Origin of the sequence: Microbacterium sp. T2.11-28 (genome assembly GCF_950097975.1) — a bacterium.
GTDB lineage: Bacteria > Actinomycetota > Actinomycetes > Actinomycetales > Microbacteriaceae > Microbacterium.
Genome location: NZ_CATNHF010000012.1, coordinates 16028 through 29003 on the forward strand (window position 1 = coordinate 16028; position 12976 = coordinate 29003).

Annotated in this window: 16 protein-coding genes; 15 read left to right on the plus strand and 1 reads right to left on the minus strand. The window is 73.7% G+C overall.

Annotated elements, in window-relative coordinates:
• Window positions 1-196: 196 nt before the first annotated feature.
• From QQZ13_RS07090 to QQZ13_RS07160, 15 genes are all read left to right on the plus strand, one after another.
• Entirely contained in the window at window positions 197-1024 is an 828-nt protein-coding gene (locus tag QQZ13_RS07090; RefSeq protein WP_284528327.1) for a sigma-70 family RNA polymerase sigma factor, read from the plus strand.
• Between the two features lie 192 nt (window positions 1025-1216).
• Window positions 1217-2596 carry a flagellar filament capping protein FliD gene (gene fliD / locus QQZ13_RS07095; RefSeq protein WP_284528328.1) on the plus strand — a complete coding sequence of 460 codons (1380 nt, stop codon included), beginning with the start codon at window positions 1217-1219 and terminating at the stop codon, window positions 2594-2596.
• Entirely contained in the window at window positions 2593-2973 is a 381-nt protein-coding gene (gene fliS, locus QQZ13_RS07100; RefSeq protein WP_284528329.1) for a flagellar export chaperone FliS, read from the plus strand. Before fliD ends, fliS begins: the two co-directional genes overlap by 4 nt.
• Window positions 2970-3236, plus strand: a complete 267-nt coding sequence (locus tag QQZ13_RS07105) for a hypothetical protein (protein ID WP_284528330.1) — start codon at window positions 2970-2972, stop codon at window positions 3234-3236. Before fliS ends, QQZ13_RS07105 begins: the two co-directional genes overlap by 4 nt.
• Before the next feature lie 95 nt (window positions 3237-3331).
• Window positions 3332-3673, plus strand: coding sequence for a flagellar basal body rod protein FlgB (gene flgB, locus QQZ13_RS07110; protein WP_284528331.1), 342 nt, complete (start codon window positions 3332-3334; stop codon window positions 3671-3673).
• Window positions 3670-4062, plus strand: a complete 393-nt coding sequence (locus tag QQZ13_RS07115; RefSeq protein WP_284528332.1) for a flagellar basal body rod protein FlgC — start codon at window positions 3670-3672, stop codon at window positions 4060-4062. Before flgB ends, QQZ13_RS07115 begins: the two co-directional genes overlap by 4 nt.
• Window positions 4062-4361 (plus strand): flagellar hook-basal body complex protein FliE, encoded by a 300-nt coding sequence (gene fliE, locus QQZ13_RS07120; RefSeq protein ID WP_284528333.1) that lies wholly within the window; start codon window positions 4062-4064, stop codon window positions 4359-4361. Before QQZ13_RS07115 ends, fliE begins: the two co-directional genes overlap by 1 nt.
• Complete coding sequence (fliF, locus tag QQZ13_RS07125; protein WP_284528334.1) at window positions 4361-5992, plus strand: flagellar basal-body MS-ring/collar protein FliF; 1632 nt, start codon at window positions 4361-4363, stop codon at window positions 5990-5992. The genes fliE and fliF overlap by 1 nt, the downstream gene beginning before the upstream one ends.
• On the plus strand, window positions 5989-7005 hold the full coding sequence (fliG, locus tag QQZ13_RS07130) for a flagellar motor switch protein FliG (protein ID WP_284528335.1): 1017 nt from the start codon (window positions 5989-5991) through the stop codon (window positions 7003-7005). Before fliF ends, fliG begins: the two co-directional genes overlap by 4 nt.
• Window positions 6995-7600, plus strand: a complete 606-nt coding sequence (locus QQZ13_RS07135; RefSeq protein WP_284528336.1) for a FliH/SctL family protein — start codon at window positions 6995-6997, stop codon at window positions 7598-7600. The genes fliG and QQZ13_RS07135 overlap by 11 nt, the downstream gene beginning before the upstream one ends.
• Entirely contained in the window at window positions 7597-8901 is a 1305-nt protein-coding gene (locus tag QQZ13_RS07140) for a FliI/YscN family ATPase (protein ID WP_284528337.1), read from the plus strand. The genes QQZ13_RS07135 and QQZ13_RS07140 overlap by 4 nt, the downstream gene beginning before the upstream one ends.
• Complete coding sequence (locus QQZ13_RS07145) at window positions 8898-9347, plus strand: hypothetical protein (RefSeq protein ID WP_284528338.1); 450 nt, start codon at window positions 8898-8900, stop codon at window positions 9345-9347. Before QQZ13_RS07140 ends, QQZ13_RS07145 begins: the two co-directional genes overlap by 4 nt.
• The gene (locus QQZ13_RS07150; RefSeq protein WP_284528339.1) at window positions 9344-10921 is read left to right on the plus strand and encodes an NlpC/P60 family protein; all 1578 of its coding nucleotides are present in this window, start codon (window positions 9344-9346) and stop codon (window positions 10919-10921) included. Before QQZ13_RS07145 ends, QQZ13_RS07150 begins: the two co-directional genes overlap by 4 nt.
• Before the next feature lie 15 nt (window positions 10922-10936).
• Window positions 10937-11350: a flagellar hook assembly protein FlgD gene (locus QQZ13_RS07155; RefSeq protein ID WP_284528340.1), complete on the plus strand. Its 414-nt coding sequence runs from the start codon at window positions 10937-10939 to the stop codon at window positions 11348-11350.
• Between the two features lie 23 nt (window positions 11351-11373).
• Entirely contained in the window at window positions 11374-12531 is a 1158-nt protein-coding gene (locus tag QQZ13_RS07160) for a flagellar hook protein FlgE (RefSeq protein ID WP_284528341.1), read from the plus strand.
• Between the two features lie 172 nt (window positions 12532-12703).
• On the opposite strand, the gene QQZ13_RS07165 is transcribed toward QQZ13_RS07160, so the two are convergent.
• A complete protein-coding gene (locus QQZ13_RS07165; protein WP_284528342.1) occupies window positions 12704-12976 on the minus strand; it encodes a hypothetical protein in 273 nt (90 codons plus the stop codon).

Here is a 12976-nt window from a genome sequence, read left to right on the forward strand (position 1 = left end):
TTTGCGCCGGATCCGCGACGGGCTCGTACCTGTCTATCGGCACGCGTCGCCGATACGTAACGTGTCGGAAACCGTTGGTACTTCAGTTTTATGAGAGTTCTCTCATAGTCTGAGTCCGACGCCGCGCGATCCCCCCACGCTGCGGCGACGTCTGAGTATCCCCCCTGCTCGACAGACGAAAGGCAGACATCCCCCGATGCCTGGCAGTGCCGAACGAAACCTCCTCATCGAGGAGAACCTCCCGCTCGTGGGCTACCTCGCCCGCGAGCTCCACTCCCGCGCGACGCATGTCCCGCTCGAAGACCTGGCCGCCGTGGGCGCCCTCGCCCTCGTGACCGCCGCCGACGCCTTCGATCCGGACCTCGGCGTCCCGTTCGGGGCCTACGCCCGCCGGCGCATCCTCGGCGCGTTCGCCGACGAGATGCGCTCGATGGACTGGGCCTCGCGCGGCACGCGCCGGCGGATCAAGGAGACCACCGCCGTGCGCGACACGCTGACCGCGAGGCTCGGGCGCACGGCCACCGTCGACGAGATCGCCGCCACGATGGGCGTCCCGCGGGAGAACGTCGTCGAGGCGCTCGACGACGCGGCCCGCACCGTCACCAGCCTCGACGACGAGAGCGTCTACGACGTCCCGTCCGGGATGGTGCTGCCCGAGGAGTCGGTGCTGATCCGCGAGCGCCGCGAGGCGCTGGCGCACGCCGTCGCCGCGCTCCCGGAGCGGATGCGGCTGATCGTCCACGCCGTCTATGTGCAGGAGCGCACCGTCAAGGAGATCGCCGAGGAGCTCGGCGTCTCGCACTCGGCGGTGTCGCAGCAGCGCGCGGAGGCCGTCCGCCTGCTGCACGACGCTCTGGAGCGGCACACCGAGGGCGCCGCGATGGTGCCCGTCTCGCGGGTGTCGGTCGAGACGCGCGACGCGTTCTTCGCCCGCATCGACGCCCTCGACCCGGTCCGCCGCGCCGCGGCCTCGGCCTCCGCCGCCGTCCCGCCGCACCTCACGCCCCGCGCCGCGACCGCCTGACCGCGTCGCCACCGGCCGGGTCGCGTTCACGACTCCGGAAATCCGTGACGACATCCGCCAGCTCGGGCCGTCCTGCGGCCCCGGCGCGCCGGAATTCCGGAGTTGTGAACCGCTAACGCGCGCGCCGACCCGGCCGATAGGCACAGATGCCGGGGAGGTCCTCCGGCATCTGCGGCTCCTGGGGGTTGTGCGGTGGCGATCTCGCTGGACGGCCTGGCGTCGAAACTCGACACCACGGCGATCATCAACGCCCTCATGGACGTCGAGAAGATCCCGCGCACGCTGCTGAGTGCCAAATCCGACGACCGCAAGGTCGTGATCTCGCACCTCCAGTCCCTGAACACCGCCCTCCAGGACCTGTTCACGCGCGCCAAGACAGCGGCCGGACCGACCGCGCTCGCGCAGGTGTCGGCCACGAGCTCGGACGCCTCGGTGACCGTCACCCCGAGTGCCGGGGTGGCGCCGATGTCGACGCAGATCGTCGTCGACCGGGTGGCCACCGCGCACAGCGTCGTCTCGGCCGCGTACACCGCGCTGCCGGGGAGCCCGCCCGTCCTGACCGTCGAGGATGCCACCGGCGCTCTCGTCGAGGTCCACCCGACCAACGGCTCGCCGGCCGATGTGGCGCGCGCGCTCACGGCCGCCGGGGTCGGCATCTCCGCCTCCGCGGTGGCCGCCGGGGTCGACGGGGGCGGCGCCCCCGTGTTCCGTCTGCAGCTGACGGCGACCGAGACCGGGGCGGCGGGGACGTTCCGCGTCTACCTCGGGGACGCGGCGGCCGTCTCGGCCGGCACCGCGTCCGACCTCGCCGCCGAACCCGGCGCCGCCGTCGTGACGCCCGGCGCCGACGCCCAGATCCGCCTGTGGGCAGGAACGGCGGCCGAGCAGACCGTCACCTCGGCGGGCAACGTGTTCACCGACCTGTTCCCCGGCATCGACGTCACGGTGAGCGCACCGACGGCGGCTCCCGTCACGCTGACCGTCGCCCCCGACGCCGCCGCGCGCACGAAGGCCGCCTCGGAGCTCGTGACGCAGATCGCCGCGATCATGACGACGATCGCGAAGGGCTCCAGCGCCACCCCCGCCACCTCCTCGGGCCAGAACACCACGCTCGGGGTGTTCACGGGCGACAGCACGGTGCGCGCACTCCGTCAGGGCCTCGCCAACGCGGTGCAGTACCCGGTCGACGGACGCTCCCCGTCGACGATCGGCATCTCGTTCGACCGGGACGGCGTGCTCTCCTTCGACGAGGACGCCTTCGCGACGGCGCTCGCCGAGGATCCGGCGGCCGTCGAGGCGATGTTCACCGGCATCGCGGGCCGCGTGCAGGACGTCGCCGCGCAGTACTCCGACAAGTACGACGGGCTCCTCACGGCACGGATCACGGGACAGCAGGACGAGGTCTCCCGGATCGCGGACCAGCTCGAGCGGTGGGACGTGCGCCTCGACCAGCGGCGCGCGACGCTCGAGCGCACGTACGCCGCGATGGAGACGATGCTCTCGCGCCTGCAGTCGCAGTCGTCGTACCTCACCTCGCAGCTGGACGGGCTCTCGTCGGGGAGCGACTCGTGAACCCGGCGCTGCGCGCGCAGCAGCGCTACCGGGAGGAGGCGATCCTCTCGGCGAGCCCCGAGCGCCTGCTCACGATGCTCTACGACCGGCTCGTGCTCGACATCGAGCGCGGCGAGGCGGCGCAGCTGCGTGGCGATCGAGAGACGGCGAACACCGAGCTCCAGCACGCTCAGCAGATCGTGACCGAGCTGGCGGGGTCGCTGTCGGCCGAGTGGGAGGGCAGTGCGGGCCTGCGCGCTCTCTACGGCTACCTGACGCGGGAGCTCATCGGAGCGAACATCTCGCGGGACGCCTCACGCACCCGCGCCTGCCTCGACATCGTGCTGCCGCTGCGCGACGCCTGGCACGCCGCGGCGGAGACGATGACCGTCGCATGAGCGCATCGGACTGGAGCGCAGAGCTCGATCGGTTCGAGCGCGACCTCGAATCCCCGGAGCCGGGGCCGTGGGCCCCGTGTCCGAGCCTCGGGCCGCTGCCGCCGCACCTCGTGGAGCGCGCGCGCAGCATCGCGGCGCGGCAGTTGGCGCGGACCGCGCACCTGCGCGGGGAGCTCGCCGCGGTCCGCGCGCAACTCGACGCCGCGCGCCTGATCCCGGGTACCCGCACCGACGACGCGGCCTACGTCGAACGCGACGGCTAACGCGCGGCACGAACCGGCCGATAGAGGGTGACGAGCACGGATCGCTCGTCCCCCGGCCACGGATCGGCCACTCATCCGAAGACGAAAGCAGTTTCGTGCTCGAATCAGTGACCACCGCCGCGCTCACGAGCGCGCTGGACGGCCTGTCGCAGCGGCAACGCGCGATCGCCGACAACATCGCCAACGTCAACACGGCCGGCTACCACGCCAAGGTCGTCTCGTTCGAGCAGGAGCTCGCCGCCTCCGTCGCCCGCGGTGACGGACACGTCGCGGCACGGGTGTCCGAGTCCGCGGCACCCACCCGCCTGAACGGGAACAACGTCGACCTCGACACCGAGACGCTCTCCAACATCGACACGGTCCTGCGCTTCCAGTTCGCCTCGCAGGCCGTCGGCGGGGCGTTCGCCTCGGTCCAGACCGCCTTGAGGACCTCATGACCTTCGACGCCATCGGCATCGCCGGCTCGGGCATGAGAGCGCACCGGGTGTGGCTCGACGCGCTCAGCGACAACATCGCCAACATGAACACCGCCGTGCCCGCCGACGAGGAGGCGTTCCGCCAGCGCTACGTCGCCGTCCAGGCCGATCAGGAGCGGGGGGGCATCGCGGTGAGCGGCGTCGTGTGGGGCGACGGCGAAGGCCGGCTCGCCTACGAGCCGACCAACCCGCTCGCCGACGACGCCGGCTACGTCCGGTACCCCGACATCGACCTCGGCGAGCAGATGAGCTACCTGATCCTCGCCCAGCGCGGGTACCAGGCCAACGCGGCGGTCGTCGACCGCGCCAAGACCTCCTACGAGGCCGCCCTCCAGATCGGGAGGCGCTGATGCCGATCTCCGGAGTCTCGGGCGTCGACCCCTCCGCCTTCACCCTGCCGTCGCTCGGCACGCGTTCGGCCGACGACGGCGCCTCGTTCGGCGAGAGCGTCACCGGGGCGATCGACCAGCTCCGGGAGCTCCAGTCGACCTCCAACGAGCTGTCGGTGGCCGCGGTGACCGGCGATCTCGATGACATCCACTCCGCGATGATCGCGTCGACCCGCGCCTCGGTGACCCTCGAGCTGGTCGCCGCCGTCCGCAACAAGGGCGTCGAGGCGTTCAACGAGATCATGAGGATGCAGGCCTGATGCCCGCCGCCGTCTCGTCGGTCTTCGGCAGGCTCCGCGCCGCCGTCGGATCATTCACGCTCGCCCAGCGGACGATCGCCATCATCGGCGTGGCCGTGCTCGCGATGGGGATCTTCGCCCTCACCAGCTGGCTGTCCCGTCCCGCCATGTCACCGCTGTTCTCGGGCCTCGGCGCCGAGGACGCGAGCGCCGTCGTCGAGCAGCTGCGCGCCGCCTCGGTGCCCTACGAGCTCGCCGACGGCGGATCGACCGTGCTCGTCGCCGACGCCGACGTGTACGAGCAGCGGCTCGCGGCAGCCGCCGCCGGGCTTCCCCAGGGGCGCACCGACGGCTACTCGCTGTTCGACGCGATGGGCGTCACGAGCTCGGAGTTCCAGCAGACCGTCACCTACAAGCGCGCGATCGAGGGGGAGCTGGCCCGCACGATCGGCGCCCTCGACAACGTGACGACCGCGTCGGTGCAGCTCGCGATCCCCGAGGAGAGCGTGTTCGTGTCGGAGAAGGTCGACCCGACGGCCTCGGTGTTCATCGAGACCGCCAACGGGACGACGCTGGCGACCGAGCAGGTCGAGGCGATCGTCCACCTCACCTCTGCGGCGGTCAGCGGCATGAAGCCCGAGGACGTCGCCGTGATCGACAGCACCGGCCGGACGCTCTCCGCCGTCGGCGGCGACCTCACCCGCAGCGCCGACCAGCAGACGGGCGCCTACGAGGCGCGGACGGCGGCCAACGTCCAGCAGATGCTCGACACCGTGGTGGGCACCGGGCACGCGACCGTGTCGGTGTCGGCGGTCATGGAGCAGTCCGTCAGCGAGCGGATCGACGAGACCTACGAGCCGGTCGACGGCGCGCCGTCGGTGACCGAGGAGACCTCGACCGAGACCTACACGGGCACCGGCGCCGATCCCGGCGTGCTCGGCGCGGAGGTCGCCGCGGGGGCCGGGGAGGGCGGGACCTACGAGTCGACGCAGTCCACGCGGACCAACGTCATCAACAAGTCGGTCGAGAGCACCACCACCCCCGCCGGCGCCGTCACCCGCCAGACGGTCGCGGTCGCCGTCGACGAGGGAGCGGCCGAGGGCGTCGACCTCGCCCAGCTCACCGCGCTGGTCACCTCGGCGGCCGGCATCGACCCCGATCGCGGGGATGCCGTCACCGTCGAGCTCGTCCCCTTCAGCGTCGGGGCCGCCGCCGATGCGCAGGCCGCCCTGGAGGCCGCCCGCGCCGAGGAGGAGGCCGAGCGCACCGCCGTGACGACCCGCATCGCGATGATCGCCGGGGCCGCCGTCTTCGTCCTCGTGATCGCGATCGTCACCGCCGTCGTGATCGGCCGCCGCCGCCGCGCGGCCGCCGCGGAGCCCGCCGTCCTCACCCTCTCGCCCGTCGACGAGACCATCGACCGCTTCGACGCGCTCACCCACGGGCTGCCCACGGGGCTGGCGACCGCGCAGCTGGAGTCCGCAGCGGGCGCCTCGCCGGCCGCCGCCGCGCTCGAGCCCGACCCGGAGCCGGAGCTCAGCCAGGTGACCCTCGACCGCCGCCGCGCCGAGATCGGCGACTTCGCGCGCCGCGACCCGGCCAAGACCGCCGACCTGCTGCGCCAGCTGGTGCGGGATCGGCAGGACGCATGACCGCCGCCCCCGGTGCGCTCACGGGCGCGCAGACCGCCGCCGTCGTCGTCATGAACCTCGACCGGGCGCTGGCGGTCGAGGTCATGAAGCACCTGGGCGACGACGAGGCCGAGGCGATCGCCGCCGAGATCATCCGCCTCCGCGATCTCGACGCCGAGGCGACCAACGCGGCACTCACCGACTTCCACCGCGTCGCGCAGGGCCACCTGCCTCCCGCCCGCGGCGGCCGAGACGTGGCGACGGGCCTCTTGGAGGCCTCGTTCGGCGCCGAGCGCGCCGCGGGCGTGCTCACGAAGGTATCCTCGGCGATGACGGGGTCGTCCTTCGACTTCCTGACCGCGATCGAGCCCGCGCAGATCGCGAGCGTCGTCGAGGGCGAGCTGCCGCAGACGATCGCCCTCGTCCTGGCCCACCTTCCCGTCGACCGCGCCGCGGCCGTGCTGGCCGAGCTCTCCGATCCCGCCCGCACCGACGTCGCGCACGCGATCGCCACCATGGGCACCGCCACGCAGGACGCGGTCTCGATCGTCGCCGGCGCGCTCCGCGCGCGGTCGGGGGTGTTCGCCACCCGCGACGCGCGCGAGACCCTCGGCGGCGTGCAGCCGCTCGTCGACATCATCAACCGCTCGGACGCGACCGTCGAGAAGGCGCTGCTGTCCAACCTCGAGGCCCGCGACAGCGCGCTCGCGGAGGACATCCGCTCGCGGATGTTCACCTTCGCCGACCTCGTCGTGCTCGACGACCGCGACGCTCAGCGCGTCCTGCGCGGGATCGAGATCCGCGTGCTGGCGCTCGCGCTGAAGGGCGCGCCGCAGGAGGTCGCCGGTGTCATCCGCCGGAACATGACCGAGCGCAACCGCGAGACCCTCGACGAGGAGTCGCGCGTGCTCGGCTCGGTCCGCGTCTCGCAGGTCGAGGAGGCGCGCGCCGAGATCGTGCGCACCATCCGCACGCTCGAGGCGGCCGGCGAGATCCGCGTGCGGCGCGGGGACGAGGACGAGTATGTCGCCTGAGTCCTTCGTGCGCCGGGAGATCCCGCGGCTGACCCCCGCCTCGCACCAGCACGAGCGCGAGCGTGCCCGGGCGCAGGGTCACGCGCTCGGATACGCGGAGGGCGTGCGCGACGCCGCCCGCCGCGCCGAGGCCGACGCCGCCCGCGCGGACGAGGAGCGCCGGCGCGCCCGCCGCGAGGACGCCGTGGCCGCAGCGGCGGCCCGGGAGGCGCTCGAACAGGCGGCGGCGTCTCTCCGCGATCGCGTGGCGCTCATCTCCGAGCTCGCCGAGGAGAAGATCTGGAGCCTCGCGATCGATGTCGCCGAGGCGATCCTCGGACGGGAGCTGTCGGATCCGGTGCACGCCGCGCGCACCGCCGTCGCGAGGGCCGAGCGCGCGGTCGGCGACGCCGTCGACGCGGTCGTGATCCTCAGCGAGGCCGACCTCGCGACCCTGGACCGGCTCGGGGAGCGCCCCGGCACGCTCGCCATCGAGTCCTCTCCCGCCCTCTCGCCGGGTGACGCCGTGGTGCACCTGGCCGACGGCGACATCGACCTCCAGGTCACGCAGGCCCTTGCGCGCGCCCGCGCCGCCCTCTCGGAGGCGATCTCGTGAGCGGGTGGGGAGCGGTGCTCGATGCCGCCCGGCCCGAGCGCTCCGGCACGGTCTCGCGGGTGGTCGGACTGGGCGTGGAGGTCCGCGGCCTGATCGGCGCGGTCGGCGACCTCGTCAGCATCGGCGGCGGCGAAGCGGAGGTCGTCGCCGAGGTCGTGGCGGCCGAGAAGGGCGCCCTGCGCTGCATGCCGCTGTCGACGACCGACGGGCTGCGCGTCGGAGAGCGGGCGCGATCGATGTCGGGCCGGCTGCGGGTGCCGATCGGTCCCAGCGTGCTGGGTCGCGTCATCGACGGCCTCGGCCGCCCCATCGACGATCGCGGGCCGATCGCCGCGCTCCGGGTGGGCCTGGATCACGAGCCGCCCTCCGTCATGGAGCGCACGCGCATCGCGGAGCCGCTCGCCACGGGCGTGCGGGCGATCGACACCCTCGTCCCCCTCGGCCGCGGCCAGCGCCTGGGACTGTTCGCCGGCTCGGGCGTCGGCAAGTCGTCGCTGCTGTCGATGATCGCCCGCGGCTCGGCCGCCGACGCGAACGTGATCGCCCTCGTCGGAGAGCGCGGGCGTGAAGTGCGCGAGTTCATCGAGGACGACCTCGGCCCCGAGGGCCTCGCCCGGTCGGTCGTCGTGGTCTCCACCTCCGACCAGCCGGCCCTCGCCCGACTGCGCGCCGCGTCGACGGCGACGCGCATCGCCGAGGCGTTCCGGGACGCCGGCGGGCACGTCATGCTCATGATGGACTCCCTCACCCGCGTGGCCATGGCCCAGCGCGAGATCGGGCTGGCCGCCGGGGAGCCGCCCGCGACCCGCGGCTATCCGCCTTCGACGTTCCCCGTGCTGGCGGGTCTCCTCGAGCGGGCCGGCACCGACCGGCAGGGCTCGATCACGGGCGTCTACACGGTGCTCGTCGAAGGCGACGACCACAACGAGCCGGTCGCCGACACGGTCCGCTCCATCCTCGACGGGCACCTGGTGCTCGACCGCGCCCTCGCGATCACCGGTCACCATCCGGCCATCGACGTGCTCGGGTCGGTCTCGCGGCTGGAGGGGAAGGTCGCGGGGACCGCCCAGCGGGAGCTCGCGTCGCGGCTGCGCACCGTCCTGGCCGCCCGCCAGGACGCGCGCGACCTCATCGGCATCGGCGCCTACCGCGCCGGAGCCGACCCGCGCGTGGACGCGGCGCTCGCGCACGAGCGCGCCATCACCGCCTTCCTCACGCAGCCGCTGGACGAGCGGGCCGTGCCCGACGATTCCCTGCGCCGGCTGAGGGAGCTCGTCGACGCCTTCGGAGATCTCTCATGAGCCGCGCCTTCCCGCTCGCCGGACTCCTGCGCGTGCGCGGCCTCCAGGAACGCGCCGCCGCCGAGCGCCTGTCGCGCGCGGCGCTGGAGCACGCCCACACCGAGGCCCGGGACCGTCAGCTGCGCGCATCGCTGACCTCGTCGGCCGAAGGACCCGAGGACGTCCGCACCCTGGCTGCCCTCGCGGCCAGTCGCGTGGCCGCCCGGAGCCTGCTGTCCGATCTGCGCACGCTCCAGGACGCGCAGGCGGAGGCCCTCGGCGCCGCGCGGGCCGAGCACGCGAGCGCGCGGGTCGAGGAGCACGGACTCAGCCGGCTCGCCGAGGCGCACGCGCGGCGCGAGCACGCCCGGGTGCTGCGCGAGGAGCAGGCAGCCCTCGACGAGGTCGCCGCGCGACCCGCTGCGCACTCCGCGCCCACGACGTCCCCGACGGAGGAGCCCTCATGACCCTGGTCGCCGCCCTCGGGCGCATCGACGACATCCAGCAGCGCATCCGGAGCCTGTCGCCGGAGCCGGTGGTGACCGACGCGGCCGCCGCGACGACGGGCACCACAGGCGGCGCCACGAGCGCCAGCGCGTCCGCCTTCGCCTCGGCCGTGCGCGACGCGGGCGGAGTGGGCGAGGTCCCCACCCTTCCCGCAGGGCCGGTGGACGGCGGCGACATCGTGGCGCAGGCGAAGCAGTACCTCGGCGTGCCGTATGTCTTCGGCGGCGAGGACCGCTCGGGGATGGACTGCTCCGGCCTGGTGCAGCGGGTGCTCGCCGACCTGGGCATCGACGCGCCGCGGGTCGTGCAGGACCAGGCCGACATCGGCGTCGAGGTGCCCTCGCTCGCCGATGCCCGCCCCGGCGACCTCATCGTCACCAAGGGCGAGGGCCACATCGTCATCTACGCCGGCGACGGCATGGTGATCCACGCCCCCAGCCCCGGCAAGCACGTGGAACTGCGCGACAACTGGCTGAAGGATGCCGACATCGCCACCATCCGCCGCGTCGTGCCGCCGCCGGGTGAGGGCGGCGCCGCCGCCGGTATCGCCGCCGTGTCCGGGCTTCCGGCGTCGGCCGTGCCCGCGCTCTCCGTCCCGGCGCTGTCGGCCGCCGTGTCGTCCCCCACGTCGATGGCCGCCGCCGCCCGCACCGCTCTCGCGGCTGTCCCCGTGGCGTCGCGATCCGCGGACGCCGGCGGGGTCGCCGACGCGCTCGCCTCCCTCATCGCCGCCGCGTCCGCCCCTTCCGGGGTCGCCGCCTCCGAAGCCGCCGCCTCCGAAGCCGCCGCCTCCAGAGACGGGGCCGCGGGGGCCGGGGTCGCCGCCCTCGCCGCTGCCGGCGGATCGACGACCGCCGCCGCGTCACCGGCGACCGCGGCCGCGGCACCGACGACGCCCGCCGTGTCGCCGGCGCCCGCCGAAACGGTGGCCTCGCCGTCCGCCGTCGCCGCCGCGGCGGGGCTCACGCCGTCCGCCGTGACGTCGGGTGCGGGCGTCGCGGCGCCGGCTGCCCCGGCTCCGCCGGCCGCCACCCCGCCGGCTCCGCTCGCTCCGCAGCTCACCACCCCGCTCGTGTCGCTGGCCCGCAGCGGCCAAGGCGAGCACACGCTCACGCTGCGCGTCTCGCCCGAGGACCTGGGTCCCGTCACCGTCAAGGCGCGCATCACCGGGTCATCCGTCACGATCGAGCTCGCCTCGGGCACCGTCGCCGGGCGCGACGCGCTGCGCGCGCTGCTGGTGGACCTTCGGCGCGACCTCGCCGTCCTCGTCCCGCACTCCTCGATCGCCGTCACGACCGCCGACGCGCCCCGCGGCGACCAGCTCGCGACCGGCACCGGCGGCTCGTCGGGCGGGGCCTCCGGCGCCTCGACGTCGGGCCAGCCGTTCGGGCAGGGCGGGTCCGACGGATCCGGGCGCGAGCGGGCGACGCCGCCCGCGCCTGCGGCGCCCGTCCTCCCGCCCTCCGCGGACGCCCTGCCGCTCCCCGCGCCGACCGCCGCCAGCGCGGCGACCGGCATCGACCTGTTCGCCTGACCCCCGAGGAGACCCATGCCCGTCGAATCCGTCACCGCCGCGGCGGTCGCCACCGCGGCGACCAGCACCGCCGCACCCCCCAAGAAGGCGCTCGACGCCGAGGTGTTCCTGCAGCTGCTCGTCGCCCAGATGAAGAACCAGGACCCGAGCTCGCCACTGGACACCAACGAGATGATGGCCCAGACCACGCAGCTGGCGATGATGGAGCAGCTGACCGCCCTGGCCGACACCTTCACCGAGAGCTTCGCGCTCAGCATGCGCCAGACCGCCGCCGCGCTCGTCGGCACCCAGGCGTCCTACGTCGACGCCGACGGCGTCACCCGCACGGGCCTCGTCAGCAAGGTCTCGTTCGAGAACAGCATCCCCCTCGTCACCATCGGCGACACCACCGTTCCGCTCGACGCCGTGTCGGGCATCACCGCTTCCTGACCCCCCACAGAAGGGCACCCCCCATGCTCCGTTCGCTCTACGCCGGCATCTCCGGCCTCCGCTCCCACCAGACCATGCTCGACGTGACCGGCAACAACATCGCCAACGTCAACACCATCGGCTTCAAGGCGGGCTCCGTCCAGTTCCAGGACACGCTCTCGCAGATCGTGCAGAACTCCCGCGCCCCGCAGGAGGGTGCCGCAGGCTCCAACGCCGCGCAGGTCGGTCTCGGCACCCAGATCGCCGCGATCCGCACCAACTTCGCGCAGGGATCCGCGCAGACCACCGGCGTCCCGACCGACCTGATGGTCGCCGGCGACGGATTCTTCGTCGTCCGCAAGGGCGCCGAGACGCTCTACACGCGCAACGGCGGCTTCTCGTTCGACTCCGCCGGCCGCCTCGCGACCGCCGACGGCGCGCTCGTGCAGGGATGGACGGCCACCGACGGCGTCATCGCGACCGGCTCCCCGATCGGCACGGTCGCGCTCCCGGTCGGCGCGACCTCGCCCGCCGTCGCGACCGGCGGCGCCACGGTCACCGGCAACCTGCCCGCCGACGCCGCCGCCGGCGAGCAGATCGTCCGCGACATCACCGTGTACGACGCGGACGGCGCCGCGAGCCAGCTCACGCTCACCTTCACCCGCACCGCCGCCGGCTGGGACGTCACCGACGGCACCGCGACGACCTCGCTCGCCTTCACGAACGGCGCGCTCACCGCCCCGGCGTCGCTCACGGCAGGGGCCGTCACCGTCGACCTGTCGGCCCTCACCGGCTTCGCCAACCTCCGCACGGTCGCGATCACCGGGCAGGACGGTCGCGCCTCCGGCGCCCTCGTCTCCTACACGCTGACCGCCGACGGGAGTCTCGTGGGCTCGTTCAGCAACGGCGCCACCGAGGTGCTCGCCCAGATCGCCCTGGCATCCTTCGACAACCCCGAGGGGCTCGAGAAGGCCGGCTCCTCGCAGTACCGCGTGGGCGCGAACTCCGGCGCGGCGCAGGTCGGCGTCGCCGGCAGCGACGGACTCGGCGACCTCGTCAGCGGCGCGCTCGAGATGTCGAACGTCGACCTCTCGCAGGAGTTCACGAACCTCATCGTCGCCCAGCGCGGCTTCCAGGCGAACGCCCGCATCATCACGACGAGCGACGAGGTGCTGCAGGAGCTCACCAGCCTCAAGCGCTGACCCTTTCCGGGATCCCCCCCAGGTCCCGGCTGGATCCCCGGCGATCTCCCCCAGATCACACACCGGGGATCCCCCCGCGAGCCGACACGATCCGCACGAACCCACACGCTCTGTGCGGTTCGCATCGTGTCGGCTCGCGCATTTCGTGTCGGCTCGCGGGTTGGGCGGGGTGCTACGGCGAGGGCTCGAGGCCGGCGTGCTCCCTGTCCGTGGGAGGGTCTCCCTCGGCCTGCCGAATGAGGTCGCGATCGAGCCAGACGGAGCCGAGATAGACGAGCCCTCCAAAGACGAATGGCCCGGCAAGGGTGATGATCCACCACGGGGCGAAGGGCGCCACCCACGTCGAGGCGAGGTAGTAGGCCGCCAGGACTCCAGCGACGATCAGGATGCGAGGGAGGCTTCCGAACAGAGCACGTGCCGCTGCGAGGCTGACGATTCTTCTCAT

Excerpts from the sequence above, each read along its gene's own strand:
- QQZ13_RS07090 (WP_284528327.1), top strand. The coding sequence starts at position 197 with ATGCCTGGCAGTGCCGAACGAAACCTCCTCATCGAGGAGAACCTCCCG.
- QQZ13_RS07160 (WP_284528341.1), top strand. The coding sequence starts at position 11,374 with ATGCTCCGTTCGCTCTACGCCGGCATCTCCGGCCTCCGCTCCCACCAG.
- QQZ13_RS07165 (WP_284528342.1), bottom strand. The coding sequence starts at position 12,976 with ATGAGAAGAATCGTCAGCCTCGCAGCGGCACGTGCTCTGTTCGGAAGC.
- fliE (WP_284528333.1), top strand. The coding sequence starts at position 4,062 with ATGCCGATCTCCGGAGTCTCGGGCGTCGACCCCTCCGCCTTCACCCTG.
- QQZ13_RS07155 (WP_284528340.1), top strand. The coding sequence starts at position 10,937 with ATGCCCGTCGAATCCGTCACCGCCGCGGCGGTCGCCACCGCGGCGACC.
- QQZ13_RS07135 (WP_284528336.1), top strand. The coding sequence starts at position 6,995 with ATGTCGCCTGAGTCCTTCGTGCGCCGGGAGATCCCGCGGCTGACCCCC.
- QQZ13_RS07115 (WP_284528332.1), top strand. The coding sequence starts at position 3,670 with ATGACCTTCGACGCCATCGGCATCGCCGGCTCGGGCATGAGAGCGCAC.
- QQZ13_RS07105 (WP_284528330.1), top strand. The coding sequence starts at position 2,970 with ATGAGCGCATCGGACTGGAGCGCAGAGCTCGATCGGTTCGAGCGCGAC.
- QQZ13_RS07145 (WP_284528338.1), top strand. The coding sequence starts at position 8,898 with ATGAGCCGCGCCTTCCCGCTCGCCGGACTCCTGCGCGTGCGCGGCCTC.
- QQZ13_RS07150 (WP_284528339.1), top strand. The coding sequence starts at position 9,344 with ATGACCCTGGTCGCCGCCCTCGGGCGCATCGACGACATCCAGCAGCGC.
- fliF (WP_284528334.1), top strand. The coding sequence starts at position 4,361 with ATGCCCGCCGCCGTCTCGTCGGTCTTCGGCAGGCTCCGCGCCGCCGTC.
- fliG (WP_284528335.1), top strand. The coding sequence starts at position 5,989 with ATGACCGCCGCCCCCGGTGCGCTCACGGGCGCGCAGACCGCCGCCGTC.